We start from the raw sequence: 22,072 nt of genomic DNA, 5'->3' as shown, positions 1-22,072 counted from the left end.
ACCGTGCAGTTGCAAGACAGCACCGGCAAATCAGTCGGTACCCCGGTGATTCTGGATAACGCAGGCAAAGGCGTGCTCGCGCTGCCGGTGGACAGCAGCGGTGACAGCCTGAAAGCTGTACAAGCGTCGGGCACGGCAACATCGCCAGCGAGCGACGCGGTCAGCATTCCGGTATTGAAGCCCATCGTGGGAGCAATCGACCCGCAAACCGGCTCCCTCATCGTGGAAGGCAAGCCAGGTGCAACCGTGCAACTGAAAGACAGCACGGGTGCGTCCGTAGGTACGCCGGTCACACTGGGCAACGACGGCAAGGGCATTCTACAAATTCCGACCACCCTGAGCGATCAAGCCGTGACGGTCACTCAGACCGTTAACAACAGCGAATCGCCGGCCACTGCTCCATTGACGGTGCCGCTGCTCAAACCGCTGCTGGAAATACCCGATGCTGCAACCGGCACCGTAGCCGTCACCGGCAAGCCGGGCGCCAGCGTGCAGTTGCAAGACAGCACGGGCAAAACGGTCGGTACACCTGTGATTCTGGATAACGCGGGCAAGGGCGTGCTGACACTATCGGTGGACACCAGCGGTGACAGCCTCAAAGCCGTACAGACCTCGGGCACGACAACATCCCCGGCGAGCGACGCAGTAAGCATTCCTGTACTCAAACCCATCGTGGGGGCAATCGATCCGCAAACCGGCTCCCTCATCGTAGAAGGCAAGCCAGGTGCAAGCGTGCAGTTGAAAGACAGCACAGGCACCCCCGTGGGCACGCCGGTCGCGCTGGATACCGACGGCAAGGGCACGTTGCAAATCCCGAGCACCTTGAGCGGCCTGCCTGTGACGGTCACCCAGACCGTGGGCAACAACGAGTCGCCGGCCACTGCTCCACTGACCGTGCCACTGCTAAAGCCAGAACTGGGCACGGTCAACCTTTCCACCAACGAGCTGCCGGTGACAGGTAAACCAGGCGCCAGCGTGCAGTTGCGAGATGGTACCGGTAAGGCGGTGGGCGCTCCCGTGACCCTGGATGCCGAAGGCAAAAATGCATTCCTGCTGTCACCCGACATGAGTGGGCAAGCGTTGGTTGCCGTGCAGAAATTCAATGACCTGGAGTCGCTGCCTTCCGACAGTGTGAGCGTGCCGTTGCTCAAGCCAGTACTGACATTGGACGCGGCCAGCGGTGAGCTGTCAGTCACTGGTAAACCAAACGGCACTGTCCAGTTGCTGGATAAAAACAACAGCCCAGTCGGCAATCCGGTACAGCTGGATGCACAAGGCCAAACCGTGATCAAGCTGCCCCAGGCTCTGGGTGGCGAGCCAATAGGTGTGTTTGCCCAGGAGGCAGGTACGACTTCGGCAACCTCGACGCTGGATGTGCCGTTGCTGGCACCGGTATTCGGCGTGGTCAATGCGACCACCGGCCAGGTGACGGTAGAGGGTAAGCCCAACGGTGTCGTGCAGATCAAGAGCCCGGACGGCACGTTCATTCGTGTACCGTTGGACGATACAGGCAAGGGCACTGCACTGCTGCCATCCGGCGTCAGCGGGGACGACCTGCAGGCGACAGTCGTACTAGGCAGCCTTGAATCTGCTCCGACAACCTTGTCGGTGCCGGTACTGGCGCCACGCGACGCCGTGATTAATGACACGGGCAGCGCGGTAACGGTCAAGGGCAATCCGGGCGAAGTCATCAAGGTCAAGGATGCCAGCGGCAAAGAGTTGGGCAGTGGCGTGGTCAGCATGACCGGTTCTGTCGAGATTCCCTTGAGCACGCCTCAGAAGACCGGGGCCATTTTGAGCGTGACAGCCTACAACGAGACGCAGGCATCTGCGACGGTCACCGTCGTGGCGCCGTTTATCGATGCGGATCTGCCCTTGCCACCCACCGACCTGAATATCAACCCAGCTGGTACGCGAGTACTGGGCAAGGTCAAGCCGGGTGAAACGGTCAAGATCGTCAACCTTGATACCCAACAGGAATTGGGCACGTTCACGGCCGGTCCTGATGGTCTGTTTTCGGCCAATATTGCGGCCCAGAAGGGCGGTGAAAGGCTTGCCATCAGCGCGGTCAAGACCGAAACAAACGCCGACGGTACGATCAAATCTACAAAGGTCTCGGAGCCGGCGCTGTTGCTGGTGCCCCTGAGCGCCGAAGATACGCCTGCCAAACCTTTCGATGTGAGTGTGGACGCCACCGGTACCCAGGTGCAGGGCAAGGGCGCGCCCAATACCATCGTGTTGATCAAGGCGGCGGACGACAAGACCGTGATCGCCAAGGGCATCGTAGGGCCGGACGGCACCTTCAACGTCGCCATCCCAGTGCAACCGGGCGGGCAACTGTTGAATGTCGCATTGCAGAACAACGACAAGCAGTCTGCTTCTGAAGCAGTCATGACGCCTCACATTGCCTCGAATACACCAACAGGCGTGGAAATCGACGAAGCCGGCACCCAGGTAACGGGCAAGGGCAACAAGGGCGAAACAATCCGCGTCAAGGATGCACAAGGTAACGAGATCGGCTCCGGCGTTGTCCAGCAGGATGGCACCTTTGTGGTCACCATTCCTAAACAACCGACGGATACCTCCCTGGCTGTGACGGCGCAAGGACAGGGCGTGGAGTCTGCACCGGCCTACGTGAAAACACCGGCCATCGAGGTAGATCGGCTACCACAACCTGAAGCCCACCTGGATGCCGCCGGCACACAGATCACCGGCAAGACCTTGCCGGGTGCGAGCGTGTCCGTCAAAGACACCACTGGTCAATTGTTGGCCGGGCCGATTGTAGCGGGTGATGATGGTAGCTTTGCAGCAACCATTGCCAAGCAGCCTGCGGGCAGCACAGTGGCGGTGGTGTCTGAGTTGGCCGGCAAACAGTCGTTACCGACAGAACTGATTGCGCCGCAAGTGGAAGGAGAGAGACCTCCGGCTCCGCTGAGCGCAATGATCAGTGCCGATGGCAAGTTCGTTTCCGGCAAGGCGGCACCTAACACCAAAGTGGTAGTGAAAAACGCTGCAGGACAAACCCTGGGTGAACAACCGGTCGATGCCGATGGCAACTACGTGGTGCCTATAAAAGTACAGGTGGGCGGGGCTGTGCTAGGGGTTACTTCAGCGTCCCTGGATAACCAGTTGACCTCTACAGGCTCGGTGCCAGTCACTGCGCCTTACCAACTGGTGGCTGAGCACCATGAAGTAGAAGTGAGTCAGTTCATTGACCCGAACATCAACGCGCTGAACGAGTCGCGCTACAACAAGTTCGAGTCGGTGTTGATCTCGTCTTGGTTTCCTGGCAATCAATATCAATATTATGACTTTTCGATCAATGCCAATGAGCGAGCGGAAGTCCGTGTAGTGTCAAACCAGGGCGTTTTGAGCCTGAATGCCTTTACGACCAATGGCGTCTACTTGGAAAAGAACGTCAATGGGGAGTGGCTGCGTGTGCAGAGCAACGAGTCTGGAGGGTTGCTGAATATTTCGGTTATTTCTGTGTTAGCAGGGTCGTCAGGTATCTCCTTGAAGTTCGAGACCCCCGGCGAATATCGCGTGGTGATGAAAAGTGTCGATGTGGCATTTATCTCGACGGTGGAGTACCACTCGACGATTGTTAAAGAGTCGTTCGTGGGTGGTTTCGCCAACAGCCTGATCAGCAGCGACCTGGTCCTGCCAACAGGGGCAAAACTGCTCAAAGTCAACGACACGTTAATTGCCGAACAGGTGCGTAGCGTCGTGCAGGGCAAATATGGCCAGTTGAGCATTTCCAATGATGGCAAGGCGACGTATCAACAGGACCGTAATGCAACCCCTGCGGACCAGACGGAAACGTTCAGCTATGAGGCCCGAGCCGCTGATGGGGCCATATTGAATGCCACTTTCAATATTGGCATCAAGGCTTACTCTGTCTCCGGTGACTTGGTCCTTCCTGACGAGGCCAGCATCGTCAGCGTGGAGGGTAAATCGGTGTCTTCGACCAATCAGGAAACCATAACCGGCAAATATGGTGATTTGAAGGTCGCGGCGAACGGTGACTACACCTACACGCCAAAACTCAGCCTGACGGGTTTGAACGAAACCGAAACCTTCACGTATCAAGTCAAGCACACGAACGGCGAGACGGTGACCTCCACGCTGGAGGTCAAGATCGCCGACTCCAGGCTCGTCGCCGAACTCAATGAGGTACCCACAGGCGCGGCACCCGCCCCAGATTTGGCTGCTCGACTTGCGCAGCCAGAGACCCCGGTGGATACAGACGCCGAAAGCAATACTGCATTGCCGTCATTCAACCTGGGCCAAGGGCCTAACTTGGACCTCAACAAGCTGGTCAGCCTGCAACCCAAGGACGATCCGACCAAGCCTGCGCTGACGTTGACCTTGAACGACATCATGCAAGCCGATGGCTCGGTGTCCAAGTCGGCCTCCGCCTCGACGCTGGACTTGCCCGATTCGTGGAAGCCCGACGGTACCAAGGCGCCGTTGGATGGCCATGAGTATGTGCACTACATTGATGAAACGACGAAGAAAGACCTCTGGGTTGAAAGCGGTATTTCAATCGTCTAAGTCGCCATGACAGAGCCCTGGGCCGTCATGGCCCAGGGGTGTTTTTTTTGAGTGACCGTTATGTCCCGGATCCTATATCACCGGCACAGTATTGCCTGCCTGACGATAGTATTATCGATCAGTTCAGGTGGTGTGGCCGGGCAGGTTTATGCATCCTCAGTGCATGACCAACCCAAAGGTCACGTTGCAGCTACCGGGCAACGGACCAAGAACAGTCAAACGCAAGGAACTGTCCCCGCGGCCTCCTTGGTTTCATTGATTGAAGCCGGGCAGTTTCTTCCACCTTCCGCTCCCCAGTCGGGTGTGGGCAGCCCGCCCATCGCGGGCGCCGAGGCATTGGATCTGCGCGTGGCCGTGCGCCAGGCCCTGACATCCTATCCGGATATCCTGCGGGCCCGGGAAGGTGTCAATGAACAGGTGCAGCGGGTCGACGTGGCGCAGGCCGGATATTACCCCAGGATCAGTGGCGGCGTGCGCACCGGCTACCAAAGTGGTGTGCCGGGCGGCCACAGTGCCCAGGTCTTTGACGTCGGCGCCTCGCAGATGCTGTACGACTTCGGCAAGGTGTCCAGCGCCGTCGAGGCCAGCCAGGCTGGCGTTACCGAGCGCGAGGCAGACGTACGCCTGAGCATCGAACAAGTTGCTATGAATACCGCACTGGCCTTTCTTGACGGTCAGTATTACCAGCGGTTGATCGCGATTACCCAGGACCAGATCGAGAGCCTGGAAAAAGTCTCTGACCTTGCGCGCCAGCGTCTCGACATGGGCGCCAGTACCCGTTCGGATTACGTGCAAACCGTGTCGCGTATCGAAGCCGCCAAGGTTTCCGGGTTTCAGCAACAGGCCAACCTGGCGCGCGCCTTTGCCACGCTGTCGAGCCTGACCGGGCAACCACAGATCGAGGCCGTGTCCGACCATTTCCCGCGGGAGCTGGAGCAGTCGTGTCAACAGGTCGAGACAAGCATGCAGGACAATCCCGAGGTGCAGGCTGCCCAGGCACGTGTGGCCCGTGCTCAGGCCGAAGTGGGAGCGGCCAAGGCCGCCGGGTTACCGACGCTGTCTCTGGAGCCCACATTCAGTCAGCAACTGGAAGGCAACCCCGGAACGGACCAGGACCGCAGCCGCTACAGCGTGTTTCTCAATGCGAGCATGCCGATCTATCAAGGTAACGCGATCCAGGCGGGCAAGGCTGCCAGCGAAAGGGCACTGGCGTCCTCACAGGCCGGCCTCGATACCGCCCGCTTGCGTGCACGTCAGGAAATGCAGCAGTCGAAAAGCCAGGTGCTGAAGCTGCATGCCAGCCTGGGTGCCCAGACCCTGCGCGAACGCACGATTGATGAAACCCGCGTGCTTTACGGCCAGCAATATCTCCAGCTAGGCACCCGCCCTTTACTGGACCTGCTCAATGCCGAGCAGGAGGCCTACTTGTCGCGGGTCGAGCAGCAGACCACGCTCAATAGCCTGCGTCGGTTACAGATCAACTGCCTGTATAGCGCAGGTCATCTCAGTCAATCGTTTGGTGCCGCCAACGATGACACTTACCGTGAGCGTCTGCCATGAGTCGTCTTGTGCAAGAAACATTGGAAGCTAGCTCGCCAACGGTGTCCCCGCCCTGGCTGGAGATGCTGCTGCTGGTTGCCGCTCATTACAACCTCAGCTTCTCGCCCGAGGATGCCCGACTGGCTGCCGCCTGGCAGGGCAGTGTGCATTCCGATGACCAACTGTATGCCATTGCCAAGCATCTGGGGCTGTCGGTCAAGATCGACGACGAATTGGTGGCCGAGGACCTCACCCAATGGCGTTTGCCCTTGTTGGTGCAATTGGTCGATGGTCAGTTGGCGCTCATCGAAGGCCTACGTGCCGAGGAGCTGCTACAAGTGCGGCTCAGTGGTGATCATGGCCTGGCCACGGTACTGTCGCGTCAGGAACTGCTGGAGCAGTGCCGCCGGGTGATCCTGCTGCGCCCCGTGGGAAACCGCGCGGACGTGCGGGTAGACGATTACATCAAGCCGTATGACAAAAGCTGGTTCAAAACTATTGTTTTGCAGGACTTGAAGTCCTATCGCTACGTACTGTTCGCCTCGTTGATTGCCAACCTGATGGGCTTGGCCGGGGTGCTGTTTTCCATGCAAACCTACGACCGAGTGATCCCTGCTGGCTCCATGCCGACCCTGTACGTCCTGTTTATCGGGGTTCTACTGGCGGCCGGTATTGATTTCACCATCCGCAACGCCCGCTCGCATGTCACCGACCTGCTGGGCAAGCGTGCCGATACGCGCCTGTCGGACAAGGTGTTTGGCCACGCCATCCGCTTGCGCAACTCGGCCCGGCCGCGTTCCACTGGTACGTTCATTTCTCAGATCCGCGAGCTTGAACAGATCCGCGAGCTGATCACCTCCAGCACCATCACGGCCCTGGCGGACTTGCCGTTCTTCCTGCTGTTCCTGGGCGTGTTCTGGCTGTTGGTCGGCCCGCTGGTGCTGGTGCCGCTTTGTGCGCTGGTATTGATGATCACTCCTGGCTTGCTTTGCCAAGGTAAGCTGGGGCGCCTGGCTAACCAGGCGCTGCGCGAATCCAGCCTGCGCAATGCTTTGTTGGTCGAAACCATACAGGGCATGGAGGACGTCAAAGCGCTGCAAGCCGAGCAGAAATTCCAGATGAGCTGGAATCACTACAACGCAACCACGGCCTCGGCAAACCTGCGGCTCAAGGCCTTGACCCATCGTTTGCAGTATTGGTCGCAATCGATGCAGACCCTAGTGTTTGCCGTGGTGATTTTCTTTGGTGCGCCGATGGTGATGGCCGGCGACCTGACCACCGGTTCGCTGGTGGCGGCTTCGATCCTCGGGTCGCGCATGATGGCGCCGATGGCCCAGTTGACCCAGGTGATCATTCGCTGGCAGCAGGCCAAGACTGCGCTGGCGGGGTTGGACAAACTCATGCAGTTGCCCACCGACCATCCCGAACACAGTCACAAAGTGCACCGGGCTCACCTGTATGGCGACTATGTGCTGAACCAGGCGGTGTTTGCCTATGGCGAAGACAGCCCGGTGCTGCAAGTCAGCCAGTTGAAGATTCGTGCCGGCGAACGCATTGCTGTGTTGGGCCGCAATGGCGCTGGCAAGTCCACCCTGTTGCAGGCGCTGGTCGGAGGCGTCGATTCACGCTCGGGTTCGGTCAGCCTGGACGGCGTGGCACTGCAGCACCTCGACCCGGCGGATGTGCGTCGGGATGTGGCGTTGCTGACGCAGGACTCTCATTTGTTTCACGGCACCATCCGCGAGAACCTGAAACTGGGTGCGCCGTTGGCCGCCGACCAGGAAATGCTTTCGGCACTGGCCTTGACCGGCGCTGCCGCATTCATCAATAAGCTGCCCACGGGCCTGGATCATCTGATTCTGGAAGGGGGTATGGGACTCTCCGGCGGTCAGAAACAATCGCTGTTGTTGGCTCGCCTGCTGTTGCGCCAACCCAACGTATTGTTGCTGGACGAGCCGACCTCGTCGCTGGATGAGGGGGCGGAACGCCTGTTCCTGCAAAACCTTGACCAGTGGGCCCAGGGCAAGACCTTGCTGATTGCGACCCACCGCCTGGCGTTGCTGGAACTGGTTGACCGAATCATCGTTGTCGATGATGGAAAAGTCGTATTGGATGAACCCAAGGAGGAAGCGATCCGCCGACTCAGCGCGACGCCTGCCAACGGAGCTGCACAACATGGCTAATGTTCAAGAAACGTTGGCGCGGTTGCGCGCCTATACGCGTAATAAAAGTCCGCGGGAGGCCATGGACCCCGCCGATGACGCGGCATTGCACCACTCAACCCGGATCATCTCCAGCCTGGTGTTGATCGTGCTTATCCTGTGCCTCTGGGCCTGGCTCGCCGAACTCGATGAGGTGTCCAAGGGCGACGGCAAGGTGATTCCCAGCTCCCACGAACAAGTCATTCAATCCTTGGAGGGTGGCATCCTGGCGGCACTCAACGTCGCTGAAGGCGATCTGGTGGAGGAGGGGCAAGTGCTGGCCCAGCTTGACCCAACAAAAACCGAGTCAAATGTCGAGGAGAGCGCTGCGCGTTACCGTGCAATGCTGGCTAGCGCCACCCGACTACAGGCCGAAGTCGACGGCAAGCCGTTGAGTTTTCCTGACGAGCTGCAGGCCTACCCCGAATTGATCAATCGCGAAACCAGGCTGTATCAGGAACGCATCAACCGGCTCAAGGAAACGCAGGCGGGGGTCAATGATTCGCTCCGGCTGGTCGACCGTGAGCTGCAAATAACCCAATCCTTGGCAAAAACAGGCGCGGCCAGCAGTGTGGAAGTAATCCGCCTGCAACGTCAGCGTAGCGAACTGCAACTCAAGGGCACCGAACTGCGCTCGACCTATCAGGTGCAGGCGGGAGAAGAACTGGCCAAGGCTCGCTCCGAGGTCAGTTCGTTAAGTTCGGTGATTCGCGGCCGGGAAGACTCGTTGACACGTCTGACGGTCTTGTCGCCGGTTCGCGGCATCGTCAAGGGTATTGAAGTGACGACCATTGGCGGGGTCATTTCGCCTAATGGGAAGTTGATGCAGATCGTGCCGCTGGATGATCAGTTGCTGATCGAAACGCGCATTTCACCCCGGGATATCGCCTTCATCCATCCGAACCAGGCAGCCAAAGTGAAACTCACCGCGTATGACTATTCGATCTATGGCGGGCTGGACGGCAAGGTGGTGACGATTTCTCCGGACACCATTCAAGACAAGATCAAACCGGAAAACTATTACTACCGAGTCTTCATCCAGACGGATTCGAATGCACTCACAAATAAAACCGGCGAGCGGTTCGCCATCGTGCCGGGGATGATCGCGACAGTCGATATCAAGACCGGCTCCAGAACGGTGCTGGACTATCTGATCAAACCGTTTAATAAAGCCCAAGAGGCTATGCGGGAACGTTGAGCCTGCCGTCGATGTGACAGGGTTGCACTCAACACTTTGCCTAATGCATTTGAATTGGTTGAAAAATATGTTTCCTGATTGTGTTGTGGTTATTGAACATCATGCTTTCCAACGCGCTGTACTGGTTAAGGCCCTGAATAATTCGAACATCGAGCGCGTGCTATCGGCCAGTACTGCCGAGCAGGCCATTGGTCTTCTGCGACTGCTACCCCGCGTCGATATTGTTTTTTTCGATTTGGCCGACGGTTCAATCAACCACTCTGATTTTTTGAAAGTGGCCAGCGAACTTGGGAATGTGCAGGCACTGGTGGCGTATAGCGAGTTACAGCCGGATCTTTACCGTGCGGTCAGGCAGATGAAGACACTGTCCGGACTGAAGTTACTCGGCCTCTTGGACAAACCTTTGCAGATGCAGGATTTGCAACGGTTACTGTCAAACTTCAAGCACCGTCATTCGGTGCTATCAATGCCCGACTTGTCGGTGCCTGAGTTGATACCTGAAGACCAGGTGCGACATGGCTTGGCGGTAGGCGCGTTCGAGGCCTGGTATCAGCCCAAATTCAACCTTGTCGACCAGCAGCTGTTCGGCGTTGAAGCGCTGGTGCGCTGGCGCCATCCCTCGCGGGGAATGTTGTTACCCCGTGACTTGTTGGGGGCCGTACTGGCCTATGACTTGATTGATGAAATGCTCAAACAACTGTTGAACCAGGGCATTGCCTTGTTGCTGCATTTGCAGGGGCAAGGGGAGGACCTAGGGTTGGCGTTTAACCTGACAGCGTCTCAGTTGGTTCGCAATGAACTCGTGGAGCATATTCTTCAATGCTTGCAGGAACATGATTTGCCAGGTTCGGCACTCACGTTCGAAGTCGCTGAAAGCAGCCTCCTGGATTTGCCTGCCTCGGCATTGGCAAACCTGGTGCGTTTGCGCGAGGCGGGGTGTGGGTTGTCGATCGACGACTTCGGCCTGGGGTTTTCGTCGTTGCGGTTGTTGGCACAGCTGCCCTTCAAGCAAATTAAGCTCGATGGGGTATTTGTCCAGGACCTGGCCGATCCGGGTAACCGAGCGGTCGTTGCCAGTAGCCTGGCGTTAACTCAGGCATTACGCATGGATTTGGTCATCGAGGGGGTCGGAAGCCAATTTGCGCTTGATGCACTGGTTGAGCTGGGCTGCCACTTCGGCCAGGGGTTTCACTTGGCGGTGCCCATGTCCGGTGCTGACTTTTGCTCCTGGTTCAATCACTACCGCAGCCAGCAGGGTCTGGGTAAAGGGCCCGGGGAGGTAAAATAGTTCAGTCCGTTGTTTTGTCGACGTGGAATTGAGCTACCTTAAGAGTTCGATGAGTCGGTCTCGCCAATGCTGTTCTTTGTGCTGATAAAGAGGTTCGTATGTTGAAGGCGTTAATAGTCGACGACCATCCGTTTATTCGTTCGTCCGTGAAAATGCTCCTCAAGGTAGGGCACGTGGAAGTGGTGGCCGAGGCCGAGAACGGTGTCGAGGCGGTTTACCTGGCTCGCACCCACGTACCTGACTTGATCGTGCTGGATATCTCGATGCCTTTGCTTGACGGTTTGGAGGTCATTAGTCGTATTTGCGCCTTGGAGCTGCCGATCAAAATACTGGTGTTGACCTCTCTGGACGCCGCCTTCTATGCTCATCGCTGCATGACCATCGGTGCGTCCGGGTATGTGTCCAAGAGCGATGACCTTGAGGAACTGATGCGCGCAGTCAAAGTGATTCGTGAAGGCTTCAGTTATTTCCCGGTGCTCGCCAACAGTTCGGTGCGCCCGGTCGATAACCAGACATCCGAACATGAACTGATCCAGCAACTGTCCAATCGTGAGCTGGCCATTTTGCAACAGCTCGCCCGTGGCTACAGCAACAAGGAAATCGGTGACGCTATGTTATTGAGCAATAAGACGGTCAGTACGTATAAAAGCCGGTTGATCGAAAAGCTCAAGGTCAAGTCAGTGGTCTACCTGGCTGATTTCGCCAAACGTAACCACCTGATTTAAATGAGTCGCCTGTCAACGTACCTGGTTTTTTTGGTCCTATTGGTTGCTTCGGGTTATGCCGCTGCTGCCGAGCCAGGTTATGAGTCGCCGACGCTACTGGCTCATGCCCCTGTCGAAGCGTTTGACGTTAAGTTGCAGAACGAGGACTGGCGCTGGTTACGCGATAAAAAGGTATTGGTGATCGGCACGGCGCTCAACGATCCTGCACCCTTGGTCATTTCTTCCGAACCTGCGGATTTCGAAGGGGTAACGGCCGACTATGCCGGGCTGCTGGCTGAATCCATTGGGGTTGATGTTCATATCCGGCGTTATCAGAACAGGGACCTGGCACTGCAGGCGCTCAAGCGCGGAGAACTCGACATGCTCGGGTCAGGGCGCGAGCAGGAGGCCGCCCAGCCTGGGCTGGCTCTGTCGCATGCCTACATTACCGATCAATTGGTGCTGGTCAGCAGCCGTGCTCCGGGCGTCCCCCAGCAGCAGGGCCTTGCGGGCCAGCGCCTGGCATTGGCCAAATACCACACTGACCCTGCGCTGATCCAGGCGCTCTATCCTAAAGCCAAACTCGAACTTTACCCATCTGCGCTGGAGGGCATCAGTGCGGTCGTATTTGGGCAGGCAGACGCATTCGTGGGAGCAGGCATTACTTCCAGCTACCTGATTGGGCAGAATTTTTACGGCGATGTGCATGTGGAGCCATCGGCGGATAGACGTCTGAGCGGTGTGGGTTTTACCTTGAATGCCAATAACAAGCCGTTGTTGCATATCGTCAATCAAGCCCTGGACGCCATTCCTGCAGCCGAAAAGCACGCGATTGCACGGCGCTGGAGGCTGCGCACCCCTGCACGAGATAGCCTCGACGTTGACCTGAGTCCGCAAGAGCAGCAGTGGCTGCAGGCAAACCCACGCCTTCGGGTGGTGGTCATCGACGGTAACCCACCGCTGACGTTTTTTGATCAAAACAACGTGTTCCGCGGCCTCAATGCCGACCTGCTGGAGAAGATCAGCCAACGTACCCATCTACAGTTTGACGTGGTTCGTGCGGCCTCTTTCGATGAACAGGCTGACCTGTTGAGCAGTGGCAAGGCTGACCTGGCGCCGACATTCCAGCATGACGAGCGATTGGATGAGCTGCGATATACCCGCCCTTACATGACCAACCCTGATGTATTCGTCAGTCGCGTGGGCGAGGAAGAGCCTGGCAGCCTTGAAGAAATGGCGGGCAAGCGCCTGGTGGTTAGCCCTGGCAGCTATTGGGCCACCTACGTCCGCCAGCATTACCCGGACATCACACTGATGGAGGCGGGCAGCCGTGCTGACCAGATGGCGCTGGTTGCACAGAACAAGGCGGATGCCACGCTCAGTATGCTGTTGGCCTCCCGTTATATGATTTCTACGTTCTATCGTGACCGTCTACGCATTACGCGTACGGTAGGTGAGCAGTCAGCCCAGTTGAAATTCGCGACCCCTCGTAAATCCCTGGAGCTGTATTCGATCCTGGATAAAACCTTGCGCAGTTTCCCCCGCGAAGAGCTGGACGCCTTGTCCGATCGTTGGCGCGGTGAGGTGATGCTGGACAATCGCGGCACCCAAGCCAGCCAACGTGCTTTTCTCAAGTGGCTGGCGTTCGCGACAGGCCTGTTGCTGGCAGCCGCTGCGTGGATCATTTACTTGCGCCGCCAGATTCAACGACGTGAAACCGCCGAACGGGCATTGAAGGAGCAAATGGATTTTCTGCGCGTGCTGATCGATGGCTTGCCCCATCCTATCTACGTGCGAGACCGGCAGACCCGCATGCTGCTGTGCAACCGTCGCTATCTGGAGGCTGTCGGACGTTCACGTGAAACCGTCGTTGGTACGCTGCTCACGGATGACCCGACTATCGAACCTCATGATGCTCGGGTGTTTGAACAGCAGTACCGCGACGTAATGGCAGCAGGCGAGGAGCATATTCAAGATCGCCAGTTGATACTGGCCGGTGGGCAAGCGATCGACGCCTACCACTGGATTCTTCCGTTTCGCGATAGCAGCGGTGAGGTCAACGGGATCATCGCCGGGTGGATCGATATCAGCGAGCGGGAGCGTTTACTCAGCGAGCTGAAAGAGGCCAAGCAGGAGGCTGATGGTGCCAACCGCGCGAAGACCGCCTTCCTGGCGAACATGAGCCACGAGCTACGCACGCCGATCAATGCGGTGGTCGGGATGTTGGAACTGGCCATGAAAAAAGCTGACCAGGGCGTGCTTGATCGGTTCGCGATCGAGGTGGCGTCCAGTGCTGCACGGGCGCTGCTGGAGTTGATTGGTGACATTCTGGATGTCGCGCGTATTGAATCCGGGCGTTTAACCCTGGCCCCGCAAAGAGCGGCCTTCAAGGCGTTGGTGGATGAGGTGGTGCAGGTACAGAGCGCAGGCGCGCGGCAAAAAAAACTGGAGCTGGTGTGTGAGTTTGATGACCAAGCCGATCGCGACGTGTTGATCGACCCAGTGCGGTTCAAACAAGTGCTGGCGAACCTGCTGAGCAATGCCATCAAGTTCACCGCTAAAGGCCAAGTGTTGGTCAGCATCAAGGCGACGCTCGACGAAACGAATCAACAGATGGATATACAACTGCTGGTGCGCGATACCGGCATTGGTATCAGCACACAAGACCAACTGAAACTGTTCGCGCCCTTCAGCCAGGTTGGCAACTCTAGCCAGTTGACTGTCGGAGGCTCGGGGCTGGGGCTGACCATCTGCCGCACGTTATGCACGATGATGCAGGGGCAGTTGAACCTGAGCAGTGTGCTGGGCCTGGGTACGCAAACTGAGGTTCTGTTGACGCTGCCTATCCTGGCGCCGTTGCCCTACAGCCCGCCCGAGCCGGTTGAGGAGTTACCCGCCAGTGAACTGCAAATCCTGGTGGTGGATGACTATCCTGCCAACCGCTTGTTGTTGCTGCAACAGTTGAGCTACCTGGGGCATAGCGTCAAGGACGAACAGGATGGGGCGCATGGGTTGCGTGCCTGGCGTAACCATCCCTTTGACGTGGTGATTACCGACTGCAACATGCCGGTGATGAATGGCTATGAACTGGCCAAGGCTATCCGTACCGACGAGGCCGCCTCAGGCAAATCGCCTTGTCTGATTCTAGGGTTTACCGCCAACGCCCAACCGGATGAGATCGACCGCTGCCTGGCGGCGGGCATGGATGATTGCCTGTTTAAACCCATCAGTATGAAGGAGCTGTCCGCACGACTGTCGGGGGTGGAATCAGCATTCGAGCCGCTACCCGACAGCGATGAGGTCACGAACCTGGACGATGAAATCGACCTGGTCAGCCTTGAGCAACTGACGTACGGCGACCAAGAGTCGATCCACAGCCTGCTGCAAGATCTACTGAGCAGTAACGAGGACGATCAGGTACGGCTCCTCAAGCTCTTCAGCCAGAGCGACCTGACCGGACTGGCTGACCTGGCGCATCGGGTCAAGGGGGGAGCGCGTATCGTCAAGGCCAAGCGCTTGATCCAATGTTGCGAGCAGTTGCAGGCCGATTGCGATGGGCAGGACGCTGCACGTTTGACCGAGTCCGTTGATGCCCTGCACCAGGCGATGGATGCGCTGACACAGATGCTGACCCAGCGAATCGCTCAGCATACTGGCTGACCGTCTGTTGGGCAGGGGCATGCTCCGAGGCCCTGGAGCAGAAATGTTCGCCGGGAAATTTCCTACATTTCGGTCAGGGAAATCCTCGGATAATTCCGCTCGAGAAGAGATGACCTCCCCCCCACCGAACCCGTTCGGGAATGATCCACCTTCCATTGACGGCGCACAGCGCCGGCTATAGGAGGGGGCGATCGATTCGCACGGCAACGTTTTTGAGCTTGCGTCATGGATGACCTGAATACACCTGTCCTGTTGGGACGTGGTGCATTGAGGCTCATCTACACTGTTGGATTGGATGGGCATCGACTAACACCAGCAATCAGGGCGTGTCGGGCGTTCGTGCTGCAACCCAATTGTGGAGAATGAGTGATGCAAGTGTTGCCCCTGCGTGTGCTGGTGCTGGAGGACCATCTTTTCCAACAGACGGTCGCCGTCAACTTGCTGAAGAAGCTTGGCTGTCAGGCAGTTTTCAGCGCCTCCAACGGTACCCAGGCCCTGGAGACCTTGCAGAGAGTCGGCGCGGTGGACATTGTCCTGTGTGACCTGCGTATGGAAGGTATGGACGGCCTGGAGTTCTTGCATCGCGTTGCCCGCGTGGGTCTGGTGGGCGCGGTAATCCTGAGCAGCTCCTTGAGCGGGGATGTGCGCCAGGCTGCACGCCAACTCGTGACATTGTTGGGGTTACCGTTGTTGGGAGACTTGGGAAAACCGTTGCACGCCGACGCATTGAACGAGCTTTTGCAAAAACACCTGCACAATCCCAGGAGCATACCAACACGTTTGGAGCCCGTGGAGCTTGCACCAGCAGGCGAAGTCCGCTCGGCCATGCAACATCACCAGATGGAGACGTACTTTCAGCCCAAGATCAACTTATTGACGGGGGAGGTCATTGGCGTTGAGGCGCTGACACGCTGGAATCATCCAACTCAGGGCGTGGTGTCTCCAGCGGTCTTCATGCCGGCTATCGAGAGTTGTGGCCTGCTCAATGAGCTGTTGTTCAGCCAGATCAAACATGGTCTGGCACTCGCGCGTAAGGCCTCGAGTCAGGGGCATGTATTGAACGTCGCGTTCAACCTGGAACCTGTACAGCTCTCCAATCCCGAGTTGGTGTCGGTCATCAGAAGCATCTTGTGCAGCTTTGGCTTGCCCGCTTCCAGCCTGACGTTCGAGCTGACAGAAAGCGGCTTGCTTGAGGCCTCGGCCACTTGCCTGGAAAGCCTGGTGCGGTTACGCATGATCGGGTGCCGATTGTCCATTGACGACTTCGGTGTGGGCTTTTCCTCCCTGCAGCGCTTGTGCCAATTACCCTTCAACGAAATCAAACTGGATCGTGAGTTTGTCCGAGGGCTGGGCCATGACCCGCGATGCGAGGCAGTGATCAATTGCACGCTCGGCCTGGGCAAGGCGCTGGGCATGTCAGTGGTGGTGGAAGGGATAGAAACATCAGAGCAATACCAGCAGTTGCTTGCGCTTGGGTGTGTTCAGGGACAGGGCTATTTCTTCGCCAAACCCATGACCGAACACGATTTGCTGGCCTGGCTGACGACGCGCGCCAACCCTGAAAAAAACGTCTGATACCGGTCCGGTCTGAAAGGATATAACAAATGCCGACACGCTCCTTACGCATACTGATTGCCGATCACTCCCACCTTCAACGCTTGAGCATTGAGAAGATGCTCAATCACTGCGGCTATCATCGTGTGGCCCCTATTGGCTCCTTCAAGGAGTTGCTGTTGATTGTCGATAATGCCCATGAGCCTTTCGATCTGCTGGTGATCAACAGCACGTTCGGCGGGACGATGATGCTCGATCTTGAAGCCTTCTGCCGTGATTGCGCCCGCGTGCATCATGCATTGATTTATGATGGACTTCCCCTGCCCGTGTCATCGCCGCAAGGAAAGCCGCCGGCCAGGGTCATCAAAAAGCTGGCCGGTGTACCGGATACGGACGCCATCAAAAAGGTCATGGTAGAGATCGACCCCGAGAAGCCAAAGCGTTCTTCCTATTTTTTCCGTACGCCTTCGCACTGAATCACCAGCCGCCCCGCCTGAGACCCTTGCCAGCTCGATCAATCATCGCTCAATACACGCCAGGCGCCTACGGCGCTGGCGTGTCGTTGAGCCGTTTGGCTGTCGCTGGAAGGTAGGCCACCTTCAGAAAGTAATCCTTCCCCAGCAGTTTGCCCTCGCCAAACCAGATCATGCCGTTTTGCTGCAGCCTCAAACCCGAAAAGTCGTACTCAAATAGGGTGCGCGTGCTGCTGACAAACGTGAACTGGTCCGCGTCCAGTTTCAGGACTTTATATTCGGTGCCGGGCGGGGGCGTCTGCTCCTTCAGTCGCTGCAGATAATCCTCTGTCAGGCCAGTGAACATAGTCATGGATAGCTGACGATATTGTTCCAGCGTCAGGCCCGGACGATGCTGCAACTCGGTGGCGATCAGGGCGAAAAAGTCTGCATTGGTCTGTGCGATGGCCAGCTTGCCCGGCAGGCTCGCCAGCAATTTCGCCTGGTCGACTTGAGGTGCGGGCTTTTCCGCGGGCTTGTTCTTGTCCCCAGGCGGGGCGCCTGCCGGTTCGACCAACAGGCCGTTCAGGCTCATGGGCGACAGCACGCTGATTGCCAGGTAGGCTGCGCAAGCACGCGCCTGGGTCTTGCGGTCACCGTTGACCAGCAGCGAAAGTGGGTGACCCTGCGGCGGAATATTCTGCGCATTACCACCTTGTTGCTGGATAAAACGATTCACGTTTTCCTGCTGGGTTTCGCCCTTGGCCAACGCGCAAATTTGCTCCATGACCAAGGGATTCTTATGCGGGGCGAGGGCGTCAGCCAGGCTGAAGACCGCGCTTTGCAGGATGGGCAGGGCAGGTACATCCAGCCATTGGGGGTGGCTGGCCGTAGGAGGAGGCGCAGTTTTTTCCTGGCACCCGGCCAGGCCAAGACAAGCGATCAATCCAAAGCAAAGCGGCAGTTGGGGTTTCATTGAGGTGATCCTGTCTCGGGTTGATCTGTTGATGTGAGTGAGCGTAGAAGAAAAAAGCCCGACGCAGGCCTCATGCACCTCCAAATGTAAGAGGGGGCTAGCTCCCGATAGCGATAAGTCAGTCATGTAGATGTCGACTGACACTCCCTATCGGGAGCTAGCCCCCTCCCACATTCGATACTGGCATTACACGCAGGCCAGATTTCTTCCAGACTGTTTCAGGTCGCAATTACCACTGGTAGCCAACCCCCAAGGCGACACCGGTGTCATTCTGACTGCTGGTAGTGCCCATGAAGTTGGTCGACCACCGGCCGTTCTCGGACACATGCGAAACACCAATCGCCAGTGCCGATTGCCCGCGGTAATTGCCCATGGCCACCGAGGTCATGCTGCCCCCGGGCACCGATGAGCGGGGGAGGCTGGCCATCGCCATCGCGCCGGCGATACCGGCGCTCAGGGTATCGTCCTGCTGCTTGAGGTTACGTTTGAGGTCGGTAAAACGCTGGTCGGTATAAGCCTTGGAATTGATGTTGGCATTCATGATGCCGCGGCTTACTTGGTCAATGTTGGCGGCATCCGTGCCGCGGGTACCGGCGGCGACATTGGTGATTTGGCGTTCGCCGTTCGCGGTGCCCACCGAGACGCTGTTCTCACGGTCGGCCACCGAGTTGGCACCCAGCGCCACGCTGTTCTGTGCCGTGGCCTGGGCGCCGTTGCCCGTTGCCGTGGCATTTTCAGCGCTGGCCACGGTGTTGCTGCCCACGGCCATGCTGTTGTTACCCGAAGCCTGCGAGCCCATGCCACCGGCAACAGCGTTGGTGCCGGTTGCCTTGGGTTGTGCGGCGGCGCGGGTGTTATTGACCTGGAATGCACCACTGGTGCCGTTCTGCACACTGGTCACTGCGGCATCGACCTTGGCGACGCTGCTGGTCACGTTGGCAATCGCACCGTCCACGTTTTTGATCGAGCCCTGGATTTGATTCAGGCTGGTATCGGTGTAGGCCTTGGACTCGGCGACCGCACCATCGAGCTGACGCACGTTGACCGCATCGGTCGCCTGGCGGCCATCTGCGACATTGCTCAGCACGCGGGTTTCACCGGCGGCCGCGTTGCCCACCGACACCACGCCGGCGGTGGTGTTGCTCGCGTTCGAATATTTACCGGTGTAAGTCTCGGTGCCGCGCTGGTCGTCGCTGGCGCCCTTGCCGATGGCGACACTGCCGGCAGCGGCAGTTTTCGCGCCGTCACCAATCGCCACTGAGCTGGTCCCAGTTGCCACGGTTTCATTACCCATGGCAATGGCCGCGGTGCCGCTGGCTTGGGCATTGGGGCCTACCGCCATGGCGTCGGTGCCGGTGGCCATCGAGTCGGCCTTGGCCGAACTGGCGTGGAAATACTTGATGCTTGAACCGCTGTTGACGATGTTGTTGAGTTGATTGCTCAGGCCGACGACGGTGTTATTGGTCAAGAACAGCTGGCTGCCATTGACTGCGTCGGTGCTGGTAGCGCTCAGGCTGCCGGCGGCGACGTTGGTCAGGGTGGTGGCAGAGCCGCCAGGGTTGAAGGTCACTCGCGTCTTGCTGTTCACATCATCGTACTTGACGCCCACGGCGGCGGTATTGGCCAGGCTGTTGCTCAGGCCGGTCAAGGCATCACCGACATTCGCGCTGGTGGTGGCGGTGGTTGTATTGCCCGCCGCATCAATGGTGGTGGTGCTGAAGCTCGGGGCGGTCACGGCGCCCGTCACCGGATCCACGTGTGAGCCGCCACCCAGTGCATTGACGATGTACTGGCTCTGGTTGCCGGAATTGGCAATCAGGTTGTTGAGTTGCGCGGTGGTACTGAACAATTGGCTGCCGTTCACCGCGTCGGTGCTGGTGGCGCTCAGGCTGCCCGCGGCCACGTTGCTAAGCGTGGTTGCGGTGCCGCCCTGGTTGAAGGTCACGCGAGTTTTGCTGTTCACGTCATCGTACTTGACGCCCACGGCGGCGGTGTTGGCCAGGCTGTTGCTGAGGCTGGTCAAAGCGTCACCGACATTGGTGCTGGTGGTGGCGGTGGTCGTGTTGCCAGCCGCATCAATGGTGGTGGTGTTGAAACTTGGGGCGGTCATGGCGCCCGTGACCGGGTCCACTTGCGCACCGCCGCCGAGGGCGCTGCTGACACCTTGGCCGAGTTGGCCCAGTTGGGTACCGGCGCTGCTGGCGAGGTTGCTGATCTGCGTGCTCAGGTTGGTGCTCAGGTCGCTGACCGAAGTGTTGGTTGCGTTCAACTGGCTGCCATTGACCGCGTCGGTGCTGGTGGCCGAGACCCGACCAGCGGCGACGTTGCTGATCTGCCGTTCGGCACCGACGGTGCCGACGCTGAGCACGCCCACAGGCGCGGCGCCGGCGTAGGTGTAAGTGGTGCCGTTGACTACGCCATTGGCGGTCGCGGTTGCGGCAGCAGTGGTAGCGCCATTACCCAAGGCCAGGGAGTTGGCGATACTGGCGTTGGCGCCATTGCCCAGTGCAATGGCGTTGTCGGCCGAAGCGGTTGCCACTGGACCGATTGCCATGCTGTCGTTGCCGCTGACAGTGCTGTCGCCCAGGGCTGAGTTGCTGTGGAAATACTTGATGCCAGCGCCGTTGGTGACGATGTTGCCCAGTTGGGTGCTGAAGCTGTTGCCCAGGTTGGTAATCGATGTGTTGAGGCTGGTGCCCAAATCCGTGACCGAGGTGTTGGTGGCATTCAACTGGCTGCCATTGACTGCCTCGGTGCTGGTTGTGCTCAAGGTGCCGGCGGCGACGTTGGTTAGCGTGGTAGCCGTCCCGCCTGGGTTGAAGGTCACCGAGGTTTTGGTGCTCACGTCATCGTACTTGACGCCCATCGCAGCGGTGTTGCTCAGGCTGGTGTTGAGACTGGTCAGGGCAGCGCCAACATTGTTGCTGGTGGTAGCGGTGGCATTGCCTGCCGTGTCGATGGTAGTGGTGCTGAAGCTCGGGGCAGTCATTGCACCCGTTACCGGGTCCACTTGCGCACCGCCGCCGAGGGCGCTGCTGACACCTTGGCCGAGTTGGCCCAGTTGGGTACCGGCGCTGCTGGCGAGGTTGCTGATCTGCGTGCTCAGGTTGTTAACCGACGTATTGACGTTGGTGCTCAAGTCGGTAACCGATGTGTTGGTGGCGTTCAACTGGCTGCCATTGACCGCGTCGGTGCTGGTGGCCGAGACCCGACCAGAGGCGACGTTGCTGATCTGCCGCTCGGCACCGAGGGTGCCCACGCTGAGCACGCCGACAGGCGCAGCACCGGCGTAGGTGTAAGTAGTGCCGTTGACTACGCCACTGGCGGTCGCGGTTGCGGCAGCAGTGGTGGCGCCGTTACCCAGGGCCAACGAGTTGGCGATGCTGGCGTTGGCGCCGTTGCCCAATGCAATGGCGTTGTCGGCCGAAGCGGTTGCCACTGGACCGATTGCCATGCTGTCGGTGCCGCTGACAGTGCTGTCGCCTAGTGCCGAGTTGCTGTGGAAATACTTGATGCCAGCGCCGTTGGTGACGATGTTGTCCAGTTGGGTGCTGAAGCTGTTACCCAGGTTGGTAATCGATGTGTTGAGGCTGGTGCCCAGGTCCGTAACCGACGTGTTGGTGGCATTCAACTGGCTGCCATTGACTGCCTCGGTGCTGGTTGTGCTCAAGGCGCCGGCGGCGACATTGGTCAAGGTCGTTGCAGTCCCACCCTGGTTGAAGGTCACCGAAGTTTTGGTGTTCACGTCATCGTACTTGACGCCTTCGGCGGCAGTGTTGGTCAGATTGCTGATCTGCGTGCCCAGGTTAGTGACCGAGGTGTTGACGCTGGTGCTCAGGTCAGTAACCGAAGTGTTGGTGGCGTTCAACTGGCTGCCATTGACCGCGTCGGTGCTGGTGGCCGAGACTCGACCAGCGGCGACGTTGCTGATCTGCCGTTCGGCACC

General features: G+C 58.5%; 11 protein-coding genes. 9 read left to right on the top strand and 2 right to left on the bottom strand.

What is annotated here, in order from left to right; genetic code table 11:
* The 9 genes from DK871_RS25585 to DK871_RS25545 all read left to right on the top strand — a co-directional run.
* A partial coding sequence (locus DK871_RS25585; protein WP_218581538.1) for an Ig-like domain-containing protein occupies positions 1-4,554 on the top strand: 4,554 nt, incomplete at its 5' end.
* 246 nt (positions 4,555-4,800) lie between these two features.
* A complete protein-coding gene (locus DK871_RS25580) occupies positions 4,801-6,114 on the top strand; it encodes a TolC family outer membrane protein (protein ID WP_161907103.1) in 1,314 nt (437 codons plus the stop codon).
* Positions 6,111-8,276, top strand: a complete 2,166-nt coding sequence (locus tag DK871_RS25575; protein WP_161907102.1) for a type I secretion system permease/ATPase — start codon at positions 6,111-6,113, stop codon at positions 8,274-8,276. The genes DK871_RS25580 and DK871_RS25575 overlap by 4 nt, the downstream gene beginning before the upstream one ends.
* On the top strand, positions 8,269-9,492 hold the full coding sequence (locus DK871_RS25570; protein ID WP_161907101.1) for an HlyD family type I secretion periplasmic adaptor subunit: 1,224 nt from the start codon (positions 8,269-8,271) through the stop codon (positions 9,490-9,492). The genes DK871_RS25575 and DK871_RS25570 overlap by 8 nt, the downstream gene beginning before the upstream one ends.
* Positions 9,493-9,559: 67 nt before the next feature.
* The gene (locus DK871_RS25565; RefSeq protein ID WP_161907100.1) at positions 9,560-10,780 is read left to right on the top strand and encodes an EAL domain-containing protein; all 1,221 of its coding nucleotides are present in this window, start codon (positions 9,560-9,562) and stop codon (positions 10,778-10,780) included.
* Positions 10,781-10,878: 98 nt separating this feature from the next.
* Entirely contained in the window at positions 10,879-11,505 is a 627-nt protein-coding gene (locus tag DK871_RS25560) for a response regulator transcription factor (RefSeq protein WP_161907099.1), read from the top strand.
* The gene (locus tag DK871_RS25555) at positions 11,506-15,144 is read left to right on the top strand and encodes a transporter substrate-binding domain-containing protein (protein ID WP_161907098.1); all 3,639 of its coding nucleotides are present in this window, start codon (positions 11,506-11,508) and stop codon (positions 15,142-15,144) included. It abuts the gene before it with no gap.
* A gap of 369 nt (positions 15,145-15,513) precedes the next feature.
* Positions 15,514-16,719 (top strand): EAL domain-containing protein, encoded by a 1,206-nt coding sequence (locus DK871_RS25550; protein ID WP_161907097.1) that lies wholly within the window; start codon positions 15,514-15,516, stop codon positions 16,717-16,719.
* A 29-nt stretch (positions 16,720-16,748) separates the two neighbouring features.
* The gene (locus tag DK871_RS25545; RefSeq protein WP_161907096.1) at positions 16,749-17,174 is read left to right on the top strand and encodes a response regulator; all 426 of its coding nucleotides are present in this window, start codon (positions 16,749-16,751) and stop codon (positions 17,172-17,174) included.
* A 67-nt stretch (positions 17,175-17,241) separates the two neighbouring features.
* Here DK871_RS25545 and DK871_RS25540 read toward each other — a convergent pair whose 3' ends face one another.
* Together DK871_RS25540 and DK871_RS25535 are read right to left on the bottom strand one after the other, a co-directional pair.
* A complete protein-coding gene (locus DK871_RS25540; protein WP_161907095.1) occupies positions 17,242-18,252 on the bottom strand; it encodes a hypothetical protein in 1,011 nt (336 codons plus the stop codon).
* Between the two features lie 103 nt (positions 18,253-18,355).
* Positions 18,356-22,072 (bottom strand): YadA family autotransporter adhesin (locus DK871_RS25535; protein WP_161907094.1); only part of this gene is annotated, 3,717 nt, incomplete at its 5' end.

Source organism: Pseudomonas sp. L13, assembly GCF_009935965.1.
Taxonomy (GTDB): domain Bacteria; phylum Pseudomonadota; class Gammaproteobacteria; order Pseudomonadales; family Pseudomonadaceae; genus Aquipseudomonas; species Aquipseudomonas lactis.
Note: the sequence above shows the minus strand (reverse complement) of the source record. Positions and strands in the feature narration are given on the sequence as shown.

Bases quoted from the DNA above. Each gene is read 5' to 3' on its own strand.
- DK871_RS25545 (WP_161907096.1), top strand. From the start codon at position 16,749: ATGCCGACACGCTCCTTACGCATACTGATTGCCGATCACTCCCACCTT.
- DK871_RS25565 (WP_161907100.1), top strand. From the start codon at position 9,560: ATGTTTCCTGATTGTGTTGTGGTTATTGAACATCATGCTTTCCAACGC.
- DK871_RS25570 (WP_161907101.1), top strand. From the start codon at position 8,269: ATGGCTAATGTTCAAGAAACGTTGGCGCGGTTGCGCGCCTATACGCGT.
- DK871_RS25555 (WP_161907098.1), top strand. From the start codon at position 11,506: ATGAGTCGCCTGTCAACGTACCTGGTTTTTTTGGTCCTATTGGTTGCT.
- DK871_RS25560 (WP_161907099.1), top strand. From the start codon at position 10,879: ATGTTGAAGGCGTTAATAGTCGACGACCATCCGTTTATTCGTTCGTCC.
- DK871_RS25575 (WP_161907102.1), top strand. From the start codon at position 6,111: ATGAGTCGTCTTGTGCAAGAAACATTGGAAGCTAGCTCGCCAACGGTG.
- DK871_RS25550 (WP_161907097.1), top strand. From the start codon at position 15,514: ATGCAAGTGTTGCCCCTGCGTGTGCTGGTGCTGGAGGACCATCTTTTC.
- DK871_RS25540 (WP_161907095.1), bottom strand. From the start codon at position 18,252: ATGACTGACTTATCGCTATCGGGAGCTAGCCCCCTCTTACATTTGGAG.